General features: G+C 44.7%; 12 protein-coding genes. 2 read left to right on the top strand and 10 right to left on the bottom strand.

What is annotated here, in order from left to right; all coding sequences use genetic code 11:
• Positions 1-20: 20 nt before the first annotated feature.
• From IGK85_RS03345 to IGK85_RS03320, 6 genes are all read right to left on the bottom strand, one after another.
• A complete protein-coding gene (locus IGK85_RS03345; RefSeq protein WP_051013012.1) occupies positions 21-1,076 on the bottom strand; it encodes an alpha/beta hydrolase in 1,056 nt (351 codons plus the stop codon).
• Positions 1,077-1,166: 90 nt separating this feature from the next.
• A complete protein-coding gene (locus tag IGK85_RS03340) occupies positions 1,167-1,883 on the bottom strand; it encodes an MIP/aquaporin family protein (RefSeq protein ID WP_005237471.1) in 717 nt (238 codons plus the stop codon).
• Positions 1,876-3,705 carry a type 1 glycerol-3-phosphate oxidase gene (glpO, locus tag IGK85_RS03335; RefSeq protein WP_008377084.1) on the bottom strand — a complete coding sequence of 610 codons (1,830 nt, stop codon included), beginning with the start codon at positions 3,703-3,705 and terminating at the stop codon, positions 1,876-1,878. The genes IGK85_RS03340 and glpO overlap by 8 nt, the downstream gene beginning before the upstream one ends.
• A gap of 3 nt (positions 3,706-3,708) precedes the next feature.
• Positions 3,709-5,229, bottom strand: coding sequence for a glycerol kinase GlpK (gene glpK, locus IGK85_RS03330; protein WP_008377082.1), 1,521 nt, complete (start codon positions 5,227-5,229; stop codon positions 3,709-3,711).
• Positions 5,230-5,359: 130 nt separating this feature from the next.
• On the bottom strand, positions 5,360-6,802 hold the full coding sequence (locus IGK85_RS03325) for a helix-turn-helix domain-containing protein (RefSeq protein ID WP_008377080.1): 1,443 nt from the start codon (positions 6,800-6,802) through the stop codon (positions 5,360-5,362).
• Positions 6,792-8,099: an NAD(P)/FAD-dependent oxidoreductase gene (locus IGK85_RS03320; RefSeq protein ID WP_008377078.1), complete on the bottom strand. Its 1,308-nt coding sequence runs from the start codon at positions 8,097-8,099 to the stop codon at positions 6,792-6,794. Before IGK85_RS03320 ends, IGK85_RS03325 begins: the two co-directional genes overlap by 11 nt.
• Positions 8,100-8,235: 136 nt before the next feature.
• Here IGK85_RS03320 and IGK85_RS03315 point away from each other — a divergent pair, with 136 nt between their 5' ends.
• Positions 8,236-9,060 carry a DUF92 domain-containing protein gene (locus IGK85_RS03315; protein ID WP_429972136.1) on the top strand — a complete coding sequence of 275 codons (825 nt, stop codon included), beginning with the start codon at positions 8,236-8,238 and terminating at the stop codon, positions 9,058-9,060.
• 60 nt (positions 9,061-9,120) lie between these two features.
• Here IGK85_RS03315 and IGK85_RS03310 read toward each other — a convergent pair whose 3' ends face one another.
• From IGK85_RS03310 to IGK85_RS03300, 3 genes are all read right to left on the bottom strand, one after another.
• A complete protein-coding gene (locus tag IGK85_RS03310) occupies positions 9,121-9,831 on the bottom strand; it encodes an MgtC/SapB family protein (RefSeq protein ID WP_008377072.1) in 711 nt (236 codons plus the stop codon).
• A gap of 230 nt (positions 9,832-10,061) precedes the next feature.
• Positions 10,062-10,763, bottom strand: a complete 702-nt coding sequence (nagB, locus tag IGK85_RS03305) for a glucosamine-6-phosphate deaminase (protein ID WP_008377071.1) — start codon at positions 10,761-10,763, stop codon at positions 10,062-10,064.
• Between the two features lie 153 nt (positions 10,764-10,916).
• The gene (locus tag IGK85_RS03300; RefSeq protein ID WP_008377069.1) at positions 10,917-11,519 is read right to left on the bottom strand and encodes a LysM peptidoglycan-binding domain-containing protein; all 603 of its coding nucleotides are present in this window, start codon (positions 11,517-11,519) and stop codon (positions 10,917-10,919) included.
• A 234-nt stretch (positions 11,520-11,753) separates the two neighbouring features.
• Here IGK85_RS03300 and IGK85_RS03295 point away from each other — a divergent pair, with 234 nt between their 5' ends.
• The gene (locus IGK85_RS03295; protein ID WP_008377067.1) at positions 11,754-12,143 is read left to right on the top strand and encodes a DUF1093 domain-containing protein; all 390 of its coding nucleotides are present in this window, start codon (positions 11,754-11,756) and stop codon (positions 12,141-12,143) included.
• A 319-nt stretch (positions 12,144-12,462) separates the two neighbouring features.
• Here the strand turns inward: IGK85_RS03295 and glnA are convergent, their stop codons facing one another.
• Positions 12,463-13,803, bottom strand: coding sequence for a type I glutamate--ammonia ligase (gene glnA / locus IGK85_RS03290; protein WP_005225167.1), 1,341 nt, complete (start codon positions 13,801-13,803; stop codon positions 12,463-12,465).
• Positions 13,804-13,821: the final 18 nt, after the last annotated feature.

Below are 13,821 nucleotides of genomic sequence, written 5' to 3'. Positions count from 1 at the left end.
GGGTGAGAAACAAGGTGTTTTTAGTTAGCCAGCTGGTCTTTGATAAAGGTCAACGTTTCTGTCAAACATTCCTGTGCTTGCGGCAAGCTATAATCAAATTGGTATTCGTGGGTCACTGTTTCCGAATCCCCTTTGTAAAAACGACTTGTCACGGGGATATCAAGAGCTTGCAGCTGGTTGGCAAAGGCAATGCCTTGGTCTTCAAAGGAATAGGCGTTGCCATCAGTGATATACGTTGGTGGAAAATCAGCCGTCAATTTATCCACCAGTGAGATCTCCTGCAGTTGGGGACTATCTTGCCATTCTTTTTTGCCTAATAACGACCAAGCCACCGTTTTAACAAAGAATTTCATAAAACGATCATCCGAAGAAGTTCCAACGATCTGCTTCAAATCAAGGGGGCCGCAATAGGAAATAAACCCTTTCAGGGCCGATGCAGGAATGTCTTGATCAAAGGACATTTCCTTCGCATACGCTGGATTGGTTTGCAGCGCCACATATTGCCCGGCAATTTGGGCACCTGCAGAATCTCCACCGAAGAAGAGTTGATCGAAATCAAGCATGGGGTATGCTTTGGCATCTGCTTTGATCGAGTCTACCGCTTGGGCTAATTGTTTGACCTGTCCCGGATAATGCAAACTTGGCGCCCATTCATAATTAATCGAAATCACAGCGGCTTTGGTTTCATCGACGACATAGGTCGCAAATTCTTTGACGCCTTCTTTGTCTCCCCCGACATATCCGCCCCCATGGACCCAAAAAATGACTGGAACAGGGCCTTGTGCATCTTTGGGATAATAAAGATCAAAGGTACTGCGTTGATAATCCGATTGATAAGCCAAGTCCTGTTTGACCGTCACATTCGGCAAACTTTTTTGATAAGCCGCCTCATCCTTGATGGTCACTTCTTGGTTAAACAGATGACCGATCAAAAAAGCCCCCGGTCGTGGGGAGAGTTGAAAAGCCAGAAAAACGGCAGCTAAGAGTCCGATCAGGACAATCGCCACCCACATGAAAAAGCGCAGAATTTTTTTCACGCAAAAGCTCCTTCCTTCGTTCTGTTTCAGCTTTTTCATTTAACCATGTTTTTTTAGCAAATTCAATGACAATCGCTAAAGATTAAAAAAGGATGATACCAATAGGCACCATCCTTAAAATAACATCGTTTATAATGGCAACATCATAAACAATCCAGCTGCGATCGCTGCACCGATCATTGGACCGATGATTGGTACTAACGCATAGCCCCAATCGGAAGTCCCTTTGTTTTTGATTGGTAAGATTTGGTGAGCGATCCGTGGTCCTAAGTCCCGTGCCGGGTTGATGGCATAGCCTGTTGGTCCACCAAGAGACAGTCCGATCGCTAAGATCAAGATCCCAACAACGATGGGATTTAATCCATCCGTAAAGGTATTGGCACCAAAAGCCAATAAGCCAAAGACTAAGACAAAGGTACCAATGACTTCAGTGATCGTATTCGATACTAAATTACGAACTGCAGGCCCTGTTGCAAAGGTACCTAAAATCGCGCCTTGGTCTTTTGTTTCATCCCATAATGGCAAGTAGTTGAGCCAAACGAGGATTGCTCCTACGATCGCACCAGCAATCTGCGCCAGCATAAACGGTATAGCCAAACTCCAAGAAAAATTCCCTGTCATCGCCATGCCTAATGTAACGGCTGGATTCAAGTGAGCAGGTCCCATGTACCCTGAAACGTATACGGCTATGGTCACCGCCGTTGCCCAGCCCATCGCGATCACGATCCAGCCAGAGGCTTCTGCTTTACTCTTTTTCAGATTGACAGCCGCACACACGCCATCCCCTAACAAAACCAAAATAGCCGTTCCTAGAAATTCACTAAAGATCTGTGTTGTTTCATTCATCTTTTTTTCCTCCTTTTAAGGCTGTTAAATCTGATTCTGCGATCACTTGGTTCATTTCTGCTACATAGGCTGCTTTTTCTTCTTCGCTCCAGCCAAAGAAGTCGGTCATAGCTGCGACGACACCGGCTTTGACTTCATCTAAGGTATCTCGCATAAATAGGATATGGTTGGTCCGACGCAATAGATAATCGACAGGCGTCAGAACCATTTCTTCATGCAAGGAATAGTTCAAGGCAGTACTTTCTTTTTCATCTAAGCCCTCAAACTTCGTCTTGTAGTTCAACACTCGGGGAAGATTCGACCCATAAAGATGAGCCAAATACGTCGCATCTGCTTCATTGAACCCAGCGGCTTGTGCTTGGTCAGTCAGCTTCGCTAATTCTTCCTCTACATTGGCCGCATCAAGCTCACCACCAGAAACTGGGTACGTGGTTGAATCCACCAACTCGAAGGAAGCACCGCTTTCTTGGAGCAATTCATTGATCCGTTTGACTGCTCCTTCCGCCATCAAACGATAGTCGGTGATTTTTCCGCCTGCCAACGTCAATAGTCCGTCTTTTGAGCGTTCCAAACTGCTGCCGCGAGAAACTTGCGATGGATCCACTTTGCTGGCTTCTACTCGTTCTTGCGCTTGTTTTACAGCTTTTTCTACAACTGGTCGCTGCCGCTCATCTGCAAGATATTCTTTGACGCTTTCAACGATCTGCTCAAAGCTTTCATCAGATAATTTGCCTTTACCACCACCATTGTAATCCGAACCACCATTATTCGTAATCAATGGACGTAGACCAGCCCAGCTCGCTTCGATATCATCAAGGGTGATCTGTGCATGTGGAAAGCGTTCATTCACGATGGTCAGTAGATAATCGACATCTTCTTGTGTGACCGTCGGATGGGCAAAATCGCCTGTATAGTCCGTATCGGTTGTGCCAAAATAGGTCTTGTTTTCTCTTGGTACCACGAAAACCATCCGACCATCATTTTTCCCAGTATCAAAATAGGTTGGTTGCGGTACTTTTAGTTTTTCCCGATCGACCACTAAATGGACGCCTTTTGTCGGACGCATTTGTGGTGGCAGCTCATCATTCTTGTCTAATTGACGAACGATATCGGACCAAGGGCCGGTCGTGTTGATCACGACTTTGGCGTGAACCTCAAAGCGCTCGTTTGTCAGTTGATCCTCCACTTCTACCCCATTGATGATGCCTTGCTCATCATGTAAGATGCCGACGACTTTGGCTTTACTGATCATTGCTGCCCCATCGGCTTGTGCTCGTTTGATGTTTTCGATCACCAAGCGGGCATCGTTGTTGCGAAAATCAAGATAGACTCCGCCACCAACTAAGTTTTCCGCCTGCAGCTGTGGTTCGCGTGCTAAGACCTCTTCTTTCGTCAACAGATAATTTTCGTATTTACTGCCTGTCACATTCGCTAAGCGATCATAAAGATCCATCGCCACTTTGACAGAAAACAAGGAGAAGGTTGCCCCCGGTTCATCGTAAATCGGTAAAAGCATCGGATCTGGTTTCGGGATATGGGGAGCAATTTGTTGGACGATCGCCCGTTCCCGCACGGTGTCAGCGACCACTTCCACGTCAAAGGTTTTCAAATAGCGAATACCGCCATGAACGAGTTTTGTGGACCGCGAAGACGTCCCTTCGGCAAAGTCTTGCATTTCCAAAAGAACCGTCTTCATCCCAGCGGCTGCGGTTTGAACAGCAACCCCTGCGCCAGTGATCCCACCACCGATGATCAATACATCATAGGTGGTCTTTGCCGCTTCTTGAATGGTTTGCTTCCGATCTTTATGAGAAAAGGTCATGGCTTACTCGCCTTCTTTCTTCGCTTTGAATTTGAAGGTCTGAGTAGCTGCTACCGCTTGTTTCCAGCCTTCGTACAAATTGTCTCTTTCTTCTGCTGGCATTTCTGGTGTAAACATTTGCCCTTCTTCTGCCATTGATTTCAATTCATCCAAGTCTTTCCAGAAGCCAACCGCTAGTCCTGCCAAATAGGCTGCACCTAATGCGGTTGTTTCCAGATTCGCTGCTCGTTGCACGTCAATGTCTAAAATGTCCGCTTGGAACTGCATCAATAAATCGTTTTTGGCTGCCCCTCCATCGACTTTCAGCAATGGGATATCGATACCGGAATCTTTTTTCATCGTATCGATGACGTCTTTTGATTGGTACGCAACAGCTTGCAGTGTTGCCCGAACAAAATCTTCCTTCGTCGTCCCACGAGTCAAGCCGAAGACTGCTCCTCTTGCATCTGAATCCCAGTAAGGCGCACCTAATCCAGTAAAGGCAGGTACCACATAGACTTCATTATCTCCTTTTGCTTTGGCAGCTAGTTCTTCTGATTGTGGCGAAGTCTCGATCATGCGTAGACCATCCCGCAGCCATTGGATCGCTGATCCAGCAACGAAGATACTTCCTTCTAAGGCATAATAGACTTTGCCGTTGATGCCATACCCGATAGTCGTCAGTAGGTCATTGTCAGACAATTGTGGTTCTTCACCCGTATTCATGACAATAAATGCCCCAGTGCCGTAAGTATTTTTGATCATACCTTTTTCAAAGGCCATTTGTCCAAAGAGGGCGGCTTGTTGGTCTCCAGCCATTCCAGCGATTGGTACTTCACTGCCGTAAAAATGGTAGCTGCGGGTGTGACCATAGACTTCTGAGTTGCTTTTGACTTCTGGTAGCATCGAGCTTGGAATGTTCAAAAGATCCAAAATTTCTTGATCCCACTCTAATTTATGAATGTTGTAAAGCATCGTCCGACTAGCATTGGAGTAGTCGGTGACATGGACTTGTCCATCTGTCAGTTTCCACACAAGCCATGAATCGATCGTTCCGAAGAGTAACTCACCATTATCCGCCTTTTCTTGTGCCCCTTCGATATTGTCTAAAAGCCAACGCACCTTGGTCGCTGAGAAATACGCATCAATGACTAAACCAGTTTTTTCATGGATCATCTCTGTATGGCCATCTGCTTTTAATTGGTCAGCGATCGGTGAAGATTGACGGGATTGCCAAACGATCGCATTCGCGATTGGCTGCCCTGTCGTTTTATCCCAAACCACTGTCGTTTCACGCTGGTTGGTGATCCCGATGCCGGCGATTGCTTCTGGTCGGATACCTGATTCAATAAATGCCCCTGCGATGACTGATTGGACAGAGTTCCAAATTTCGTTGGCGTTGTGTTCTACCCAACCGGATTTTGGAAAGTATTGGGGAAACTCTTTTTGTGAACTGCCGATTTTTTTCCCGTTACGATCAAAAATAATTGCTCTTGAACTAGTGGTTCCTTGGTCGATCGCCATTACATAATTTTTTTCTGCCATTTGATTCGCTCCCTTTGATTTTATATACGCCTTTTTGTTAGCGCTTTCTGACTTACTTTTATTTTAGCTGAACTTTTGCTATATGGTTCGTCAATTTTTTTTCAAATCTCTAAGAAATTGACGAAATCCACTATTGAAAGCGTTCACGGATTATTTTTTTGATCGTTTCCCGATCATAAGCAGTCCCTAATTCACTGATTCGATAGGTCGGTGTTTTGGTCTCGATGGCGTAATTCGCCAAGATCAAATCATATTCTTGTTCTGGACGATAGCGTTCGACAACTACGCCATTCAAATTTTTGAGATACAGCAGCCACATATAATAGAGGGCTTCTTTAAATAGCTCATCCATTTTCAAGGCGATCCCAACACGAAATTCTCGATTGATTTGATAATCGATGATCGTGATGACACTCAAGTATTTGACCATCGTCATCATCAGTAGACTATTTTTCTCGGACGGCTTGATATTTAACTCTGCTAGGGCCTTATCTAATAATTCGTGACTGATTTGCTGAATGTTGCGGCTGGATAACTGCGCTTCCAGCTGCCAAATATTTTCTCGATCAAAAACTTCCACATCCCCTTTGAAAAAATAGACGCGGCTGTGGATCTGCAGCAGGTGACCATAGCAAGTGGCTTCCATTTCACGAGGAACAAACGATGGGCGGTAAAGATGCAAAATATGTTCCAAAATCAATGTATCCGTCAAGGCAGTTGGCGTAAACCGAGAACGCTGAAGCATATACACCTGCAGATCGTGTTCGGATAACACCGAGAACGACAACAAAAAAACAAAATGCAGCATCGCCTCCTCTTCTCTGACTTCTAATGCGTAATGGCCAAAGCCACGAAATACCAACTCACGTAATTGTTGAAACAAAGGGTCTTTCATGTAAGGTGCCATTTTCTCCCGTAAAACTTGAAAGGATTGAGTAGCAATTTTAAGTCGCGCCTTCATGATCCTCAGCCATAGGGACAAGCGCTGCTGGGCTTCTTTCGTAAAGCGCATGTTCAGGCCGCGAGTGATCAGACCGACATATTTCTCATCGATCGGCAATGGCTGACTGTCAAAAGAATGAACATACCAAAAGAGTTCAAAATAGAAATAACGAATTTGGGTTTCTTCTCCAATCAGCTTTCCTTGCCAGATCTCTAACTCAAATTCTGCTAGCAAACCATTTAGCTCTTTGATTTTGCGAAACAAGGATGACTCGCTGACTGTTAATTTTTGTGCCAGCTGGACAGTCGTCACTTCTTGATGTTGTAAAAGGTGCTCGAGAATTTGAAATTTCAATGCTGACCGATAAAACGCCCATTCGATTTGATTGAGGGAAAAAGTGGGACTCATTTCAAAGACCAGGACACCTTTTCGATAATACAACTGACACTGCTCTTGGTAGTGAGCCAACTCATCTTGCAGCTCATCCACATACTTTTCCAGAGAAGGCTTACTGATGCCAAGATAGAGCGCTAATTCATGTAGCTCCATTTGACCGCCAACTAGTAAAAGTTTTTTGAGCAGCTGCAATTGTTTTGCTTCTTTTTTTTCTAATAACTGATCAAGTCTCATCGGCATCACTTCCCGACCATATGAAGGTTTGATCCAACACATTCGTGAACCGTGGATGGAAGAAAAAGTCTTTTTGGGTCAGCTCCTCCATCGTTGCCTGCTGCTCGATCGCAAATGCTAGTAAATTGATTTTTTCCAAAATATTGGCTTTTGATAAAAGTTGTGCACCAACGATTCGGCCGCTGGCTTGTTCGATCATCACTTTTCCATGGACCTGCGTCGAATCAAAAAGGGAAACGGTAGTCGTAAAAGTGTGACAAACGATCGGTGATTCATAGAAAAACTGATCCGACTCGGTCAAGCCGGTACTGGCTAAATACCACTCAAACAATTGTGTACCGACTGTCCGCAATCCACCACGAAACGGGGTCGTTTTGTTTGCTAGATTGCGAGCTGCCGCGATCCCTGAGCGAACAGCATTATTGACTAAGGGCATGTAGACCGTGTCTTTCGTAATAGCATTTGGAATTTGGATCAAGTCGCCGACTGCAAAAATATCCGTGGCAGAAGTTTCCAAGTAGGCATCTGTCCAGATGGTTTGATCACTGTGTAATTCAAAGACCGCAAATGCCTCTGGCAAGCGAGGATGAACGTTAACTGTCGTCAATACCAGATCGCTTTCATAACCTTGATCGGCGGTTTCGATCCGAAAGCCTGTTTCCGTTTTAACGACTGCCAAAGTTGGCTCCGACCAATGCAGCTGCAAATTGGGGATTTTTTCGATCTCCGTTAAAAAGGGCTGCAAAAAATCGCGATCAAAGTACTTGAACAAAGGATATGACATTGATTCGATCACACTGACTTTTTTGCCGATCATCGTTAAGGTATTCGCCGCTTCCATCCCCGCTTGACCAGCACCGACGATGGTAATCGACTCTGCTTGGGGCAATTGCTGTAAGAAATGCTTCGCTGCTTCATATTCTTTGTAGGTCAGCAGTGCTTCTTCTGGTTGCGGCAAAACAGTGGAATCTTGACTGGAACCTGCCGCCAAGACGAGTCGATCATAGCTTAGTTCCCGCTGATCCGTCCGAATCCGATGATCAGAAGGAAAGACTTCTAGAAAGGTTTCTTCTAAGGCTACGTCGATTGTTTCTGCCTCCAGCTGCTCCTTCGTACAAAAGAATGCTTCATCCAGTGAAGCGATCCTGCCTTCGATCAGCAATAACAAGCCGCTAGGAACAAACCCAAGATGGGCTTTTTTTTCTATCAATAAAATCTCTGCGTTAGGGTATAATCGACGTGCTTCACGGGCGCAGCTGACACCACCAAAAGACCCACCTATAATTATGATTTTCATTGGATCACCTCTCTCCCTTAGCTTAAATGAAACGCTCTCATTTGACGAGTAAAAAGCTATCTTCCTTACTATTTTTTTGTTAACTGCGGTAAAATAAATGAGACCTATGCTACACTATACGCAAAGGAGTGTTCAAATGGTTTTCTTTTATCAATTCATGCTAGGATTGTTTGCCAGCATATTCGTTGCAGCGGCAGCATTCGTCTTTCAGTGGCTGACTATTTCTGGCGCACTGGCTGCGATTCTTTGCGGCACACTGGTTATTGGCTTTGGTCCGTGGTACAGCATCTTTTTGATTGGCTTTTTCTTTGCCAGCTCTGGCATCATTGGTCTTTTAAAGAAAATGCGCCGTCAGCCAGAGTCAGCGGTGCTTGCCAAAGGTGCTCGCCGTGATGCAAAACAAGTCTTTGCGAACATCGCACCCAGTATCTTTGCGCTCCTGCTTGCCTTTGGGACGAAAGAACTGCTATTCCTTTGGGGATTTGTGGCGGGAATCGCTAGCTGTACGGCTGACACTTGGGGCTCAGAAATCGGCGTGCTGAGTCCAAGTCCACCGCGTCACTTACTAACGGGAAAAAAATTACCACCGGGACTTTCCGGCGGTGTCAGTTGGTTGGGAACTGCCGCTTCCCTAGCAGGGAGTCTCGCCATCACTGGTTTATTCGCAGCAGCCTTATGGTTGAACGGCAAGCCGTTCTCCCTTGATCTCTGGTTGACTTTGACTGCTTTAGGCTTTTGCGGTAGTCTTTTGGACAGCTTACTGGGCGCAGCGATTCAGGTGCGCTATCAATGCCCTGTCTGTCACCAATACACCGAAAAAAAAGTCCACCACGACGTTGCGACCAAGCAAGTCGGCGGTCTTTCCTTTGTAACGAATGAAGGGGTCAATTTGCTGACTTCAATCGTGATCGTTATTTTGACTGTGTGTTTCTTTTACTTAAAAATGTCTAACGCATCATAAAAAAGCAGCAAGGCATCTCACTAATGTGAGGTGTCTTGCTGCTTTTTGATTCAATATCCGTTAAGCAATATCCACCAAGCGGATCTTCGTGACATTTTTGTAGACAGACAATTCTTCGATCACTTCAGAAAAGCCTAGTCCTCGCGGGAGATCAATCGTATAAATGTTGGTATAAATGCGATAGTCTTCCATGAATTTGACATCAAAATTGACATCTTCGATCACGATATTTTTCTCTTGGAAGTACTCCGTCAAAAACTCTTTGGTCTCGGTACGATGAATGTATTGGATCTCCAATTTCTTTGCTGTTGGTACGCGGACGATCCGCTTAACGATCGTCAATGCAAAGAAGATCCCGATAAAACTGCTTAATGCGATGGTGTAAAAGCCCATCCCGATGGCAATTCCTAAACCGGCGATCGCCCATAAGGAAGCAGCCGTCGTCAACCCCGTCACCGAGCGCTTCGTCACAATGATCGTTCCGGCGCCTAGAAAACCGACCCCGCTGACGACTTGTGCGATCAATCGTGCTTCGTCCGAACGAATCACGCCTGCTAAATCTGGATGATCCAGCGCATCTCGCATGGCACCTGTGGCGATCTCCACTTGGATCAAAGCAATGACACAAGCCCCCATGCAAACCAAGATATGGGTTCTAAGACCAGCTGGTCGGCTTTTGTACTGCCGCTCGTACCCAATCGCGCCACCCATGACCATCGCCAACAGCAACCTCAGTGCTACTTCAGGAATGGATAAATGCATATCAACCATTTGCATCCCTCTTTTCTTCGTATTCTCTCTTTTAACTATAGCATCTCTGATGGAAAAAAGGAAAAAACATCGCTAGAGCGGCCAAATAAAAAAAGCCTCCTCAGAAATAAGCAAGATAGATCCGAACCATCGCTCGCAGCTGCGCTGGCATTACTGCACAAGCGCAGGGGGAAGCTGCAAGGATGGCGCGTTTTCCTTCTGACTTATTTCTGAAAAGGGCTGATTTTGTTTTACAGGTTGCTGGCAGCAGCCTCATCGATGATCACGATCACGTCATCATGCTTTTGTAAAACTGAAGCTGGTAATTCGTTGGTTACGGGTCCTTCGATCATTTTTTGGATCGCATCCGCTTTGACTTCGCCAAATGCCATCAAAATGATCTTTTTGCTTTGCATGATTGAACCGATCCCCATGGAAATTGCCGTCGTTGGGACGTCTTCGACTTTATCAAAATAGCGTTTGTTGGCATTGATGGTTGATTCAGTCAAATCAACGACTGAGGTCGTTCCTTCAAAGGATGCACCAGGTTCGTTGAAGCCGATATGTCCGTTTTGACCAATACCCAAGATTTGGATATCAACTGGGTGATCCGCAATCACGCCATCGTAGCGTTGACATTCCGCTTCTAAATCTTCCGCTTTGCCGTTTGGTACGAAGGTTTCTTTGAATGGTTTTTTGTTGAATAAATGTGCATTCATGAAGTAACGATAGCTTTGTTCGTCTTCGCCGCCTAATCCAACATATTCATCTAAGTTGACTGAAGTCATTTCTGAAAAATCAACTTCACTGGCAGTCATTTCTGCATAAAGGGTTTCTGGCGTGCTTCCTGTTGCTAAGCCTAGGACTTTGGCGCCATTTGCCATGCCTTCTTGTATCAATTCAAAAGCTTTCTTTCCGCCTTGAGCAGCATCTTTAACGCGAATAATTTCCATGATCAGCGCTCCGTTTCTATTTGGTATAGTCCAATAATACCACAGGTTGTGTTTGATTACAATAATTAGTCTAGACCAGATGACGATTTTTTCTCGGCAATCAAAAAAAGACGAGCTCTAAAATGCGCCCGTCTCTACTCGTATTCTACTTGTTTACCAATTCGTATAAACATCAATGCCGCTATGACCGACACCTGTGTCATAAACTTTGTAGGCACCTAAGGATGATTGACCGGTCGAACCTTTCGGTTGATTGTCACTGGCAACAACGATGTACCCATCGGCATCACGGATCGTTCCGTCAGAGGCTACATGGCGTCCAGGGATGTTCAATCCGCCTCCTGGCAAGACTTTTTGTGAGTAGTACGATTCTCTCACACCATTGAAGTAGTTGATCCCATCCACTGGATTCAGGACTCCAGAACCAGCACCAGGAATGCTTGAACGGGTTTGACTCACGTTAGCAGTCGCTGTAGATTCACTTTTTTCTGTGCTTTCTTTCGTACTTATTTCTTTGTTTTCTACTGATTGGCCATCGTTAGAAACCAACAATGTTTCGCCATCAAAAATCATATTTGGATTTTCGATCGAATCATTCAAAGCTAAAAGGTCTTCGATCGTTGTTTGATAAGTAGCAGCGATCCCAGATAGGGTGTCTCCTGGTTCGACAACATGGGTTTGTTCTGCTGCTGAAACAACTGTTCCTCCAACGAATAAACCAAATCCTGCAACAACTGTAAATGCAAATTTTTTCAAATGAAAAAACCTCTCTTTTGATTATTTGCCCCGCTATCGGGCACAAGTAAGAGAATAACATTACAATGTTGCAGGAAGGTTTCAGAAATGTTTTTCATTATCACAATTGTTAAACAGAAAATTACAAGCTTTTTGATAATAAACAGTAAACTTACAATATTGTTATCCATTTCGATGAATGATTTTGGCTCCATCATGCTATAGTAAACCCAGTAATTGAAAGGATCGATGCACATGAAAAAACTACTTTTGACGCTTGGCGTTTTGATTTTAGCAGTAGGTGGCTATTTTGGCTACACTTACTATACAACAACTTATCAAGGGATAACGGCCTATGCCATCACGCCCAACAAAGTCCCAGAAAAGACCCCAACGTACAGCGATTCCGGTGAAAAAATCGATGGCTCCTTTACGTATAAGTACACGTTTGAGTTTGTTAAGAAAAACGGCGAGAAAGAACTCATGACCTATGATCTTTCTGGTGAAAATGTGAAGCCATTCGCGCCAAATACCTTAGTCAAAGCAGAGATCAGTAAAACCCGTGTCATCTCGGGTCCCAATGAAGTCCCTCAATCAGAAGTCCCAGCAAAAATACTGTCTGAGCTGGAAACCTTTGACGAATAAGGACTTCTTACAAGAAACTTTCTACTTTTTAAGGTTCATTTTACTTTGACCGGCTATGCTAGCTTTATACCAAAACTATTTTTCTTCCTCTTACCAGTCCTCGCCCGACTGGTATTTTTTATTTTTTCTCAATGATCAGGCAAAATTTACGCGCCTTATAGACAGAACCGCTCTAGCTTCGCAATGTTTTTCTGTTCAAATTTTGATCAACCAGTTATTGACTATCGGAAATAAATAAACCGAGAATTATTAGGATAAAAGCTGAGTTCATCATAAAAAAACCGCTAGATTGTTTATCTCTAGCGGTTTTCTTGCGATTTTAGTATAGTTCCAAGTATTGTTCTCTTTCCCACTCGGAGACTGTTTGGCGGAAGGCTGCCCATTCTAATCGTTTTGCTTCGACAAAGTTGGCATAGATGTGTTTGCCTAAAGCATCGATCATCACTTGATCTTTGCGCAATGCTTTGATGGCATTGTGGATCGTTGATGGCAGATCTTCGATTTGTGCTTCTGCACGTTCTGTTTCGTTCATGATGTAGATGTTGCGGTCGACTGCTGGTGGTGGTGTCAACTCACGTCTAACGCCATCAAGTCCTGCTTGCAGTAAAACAGCCATTGCTAAGTATGGGTTGGCTGATGGGTCAACCGAACGCAATTCCAAACGCGTTGACAAGCCTCTTGATTCTGGTACCCGAATCAATGGTGAACGGTTGCGTCCTGACCATGCCACGTATACAGGCGCTTCGTAACCTGGCACTAAGCGTTTGTAAGAGTTGACGGTTGGGTTGCAGACAGCTGTGTAAGCACGGGCGTGTTCAATCAAACCGCCTAAGAAGTGATACGCTGTTTGGCTTAATTGCATTGGCCCTTCTTCATCAAAGAAGACATTTTCATCGCCTTTGAACAAGGACATGTTGCAGTGCATGCCTGAACCGTTGATGCCGAATAATGGTTTTGGCATGAAGGTTGCATGCAAGCCGTGTTTACGAGCAATAGTTTTCACGACAAGTTTGAAGGTTTGGATGTTGTCACATGCTTCCACTGCATCCGCATATTTAAAATCGATCTCGTGTTGCCCTGGTGCTACCTCATGGTGAGACGCTTCAACTTCAAAGCCAAGGCTTTCTAATTCTAATACGATATCGCGACGGCAGTTTTCCCCTAGATCGGTTGGGGCAAAATCGAAGTAGCCGCCTTTGTCGTTTAATTCCGTTGTGATTTCGCCTGCTTCATCTAATTTGAATAGGAAAAATTCTGGTTCTGGTCCAAGATTGAAAGAAGTAAAGCCAAGGGATTGCATGTCCGCTAATGCCCGTTTTAAGTTGCCGCGAGGGTCGCCTGCAAATGGGGTGCCATCTGGATTGTAGATATCACAGATCAAACGAGCCACTTTGCCATGTTCACTTTCCCAAGGGAAGATCATCCAGGTGGACAAATCAGGATACAGATACATGTCACTTTCTTCAATACGGACAAATCCTTCAATAGAAGAACCGTCAAACATCATTTTGTTTTCCAGTACTTTATCTAATTGACTTACAGGTACTTCAACGTTCTTGTTCGTTCCTAAAATATCAGTAAACATCAAGCGTAAAAAGCGCACGTTCTCATCCTTTACGATTTGTTTGATGTCTTCGGCAGTTCTTTCAAATTTTGGCATAGTATCCCTTCCTTTTTC

This window comes from Enterococcus sp. AZ015 (assembly GCF_050499225.1).
Classification (GTDB): domain Bacteria; phylum Bacillota; class Bacilli; order Lactobacillales; family Enterococcaceae; genus Enterococcus_D; species Enterococcus_D entomosocium.
The sequence above is the reverse complement of the archived record's forward strand: the minus strand, read 5'-3'. Positions and strand labels throughout refer to the sequence as shown.

Excerpts from the sequence above, each read along its gene's own strand:
- IGK85_RS03315 (WP_429972136.1), top strand. The coding sequence starts at position 8,236 with ATGGTTTTCTTTTATCAATTCATGCTAGGATTGTTTGCCAGCATATTC.
- nagB (WP_008377071.1), bottom strand. The coding sequence starts at position 10,763 with ATGGAAATTATTCGCGTTAAAGATGCTGCTCAAGGCGGAAAGAAAGCT.
- IGK85_RS03310 (WP_008377072.1), bottom strand. The coding sequence starts at position 9,831 with ATGGTTGATATGCATTTATCCATTCCTGAAGTAGCACTGAGGTTGCTG.
- IGK85_RS03320 (WP_008377078.1), bottom strand. The coding sequence starts at position 8,099 with ATGAAAATCATAATTATAGGTGGGTCTTTTGGTGGTGTCAGCTGCGCC.
- IGK85_RS03325 (WP_008377080.1), bottom strand. The coding sequence starts at position 6,802 with ATGAGACTTGATCAGTTATTAGAAAAAAAAGAAGCAAAACAATTGCAG.
- glnA (WP_005225167.1), bottom strand. The coding sequence starts at position 13,803 with ATGCCAAAATTTGAAAGAACTGCCGAAGACATCAAACAAATCGTAAAG.
- IGK85_RS03340 (WP_005237471.1), bottom strand. The coding sequence starts at position 1,883 with ATGAATGAAACAACACAGATCTTTAGTGAATTTCTAGGAACGGCTATT.
- glpK (WP_008377082.1), bottom strand. The coding sequence starts at position 5,229 with ATGGCAGAAAAAAATTATGTAATGGCGATCGACCAAGGAACCACTAGT.
- IGK85_RS03295 (WP_008377067.1), top strand. The coding sequence starts at position 11,754 with ATGAAAAAACTACTTTTGACGCTTGGCGTTTTGATTTTAGCAGTAGGT.
- glpO (WP_008377084.1), bottom strand. The coding sequence starts at position 3,705 with ATGACCTTTTCTCATAAAGATCGGAAGCAAACCATTCAAGAAGCGGCA.
- IGK85_RS03345 (WP_051013012.1), bottom strand. The coding sequence starts at position 1,076 with ATGAAAAAGCTGAAACAGAACGAAGGAAGGAGCTTTTGCGTGAAAAAA.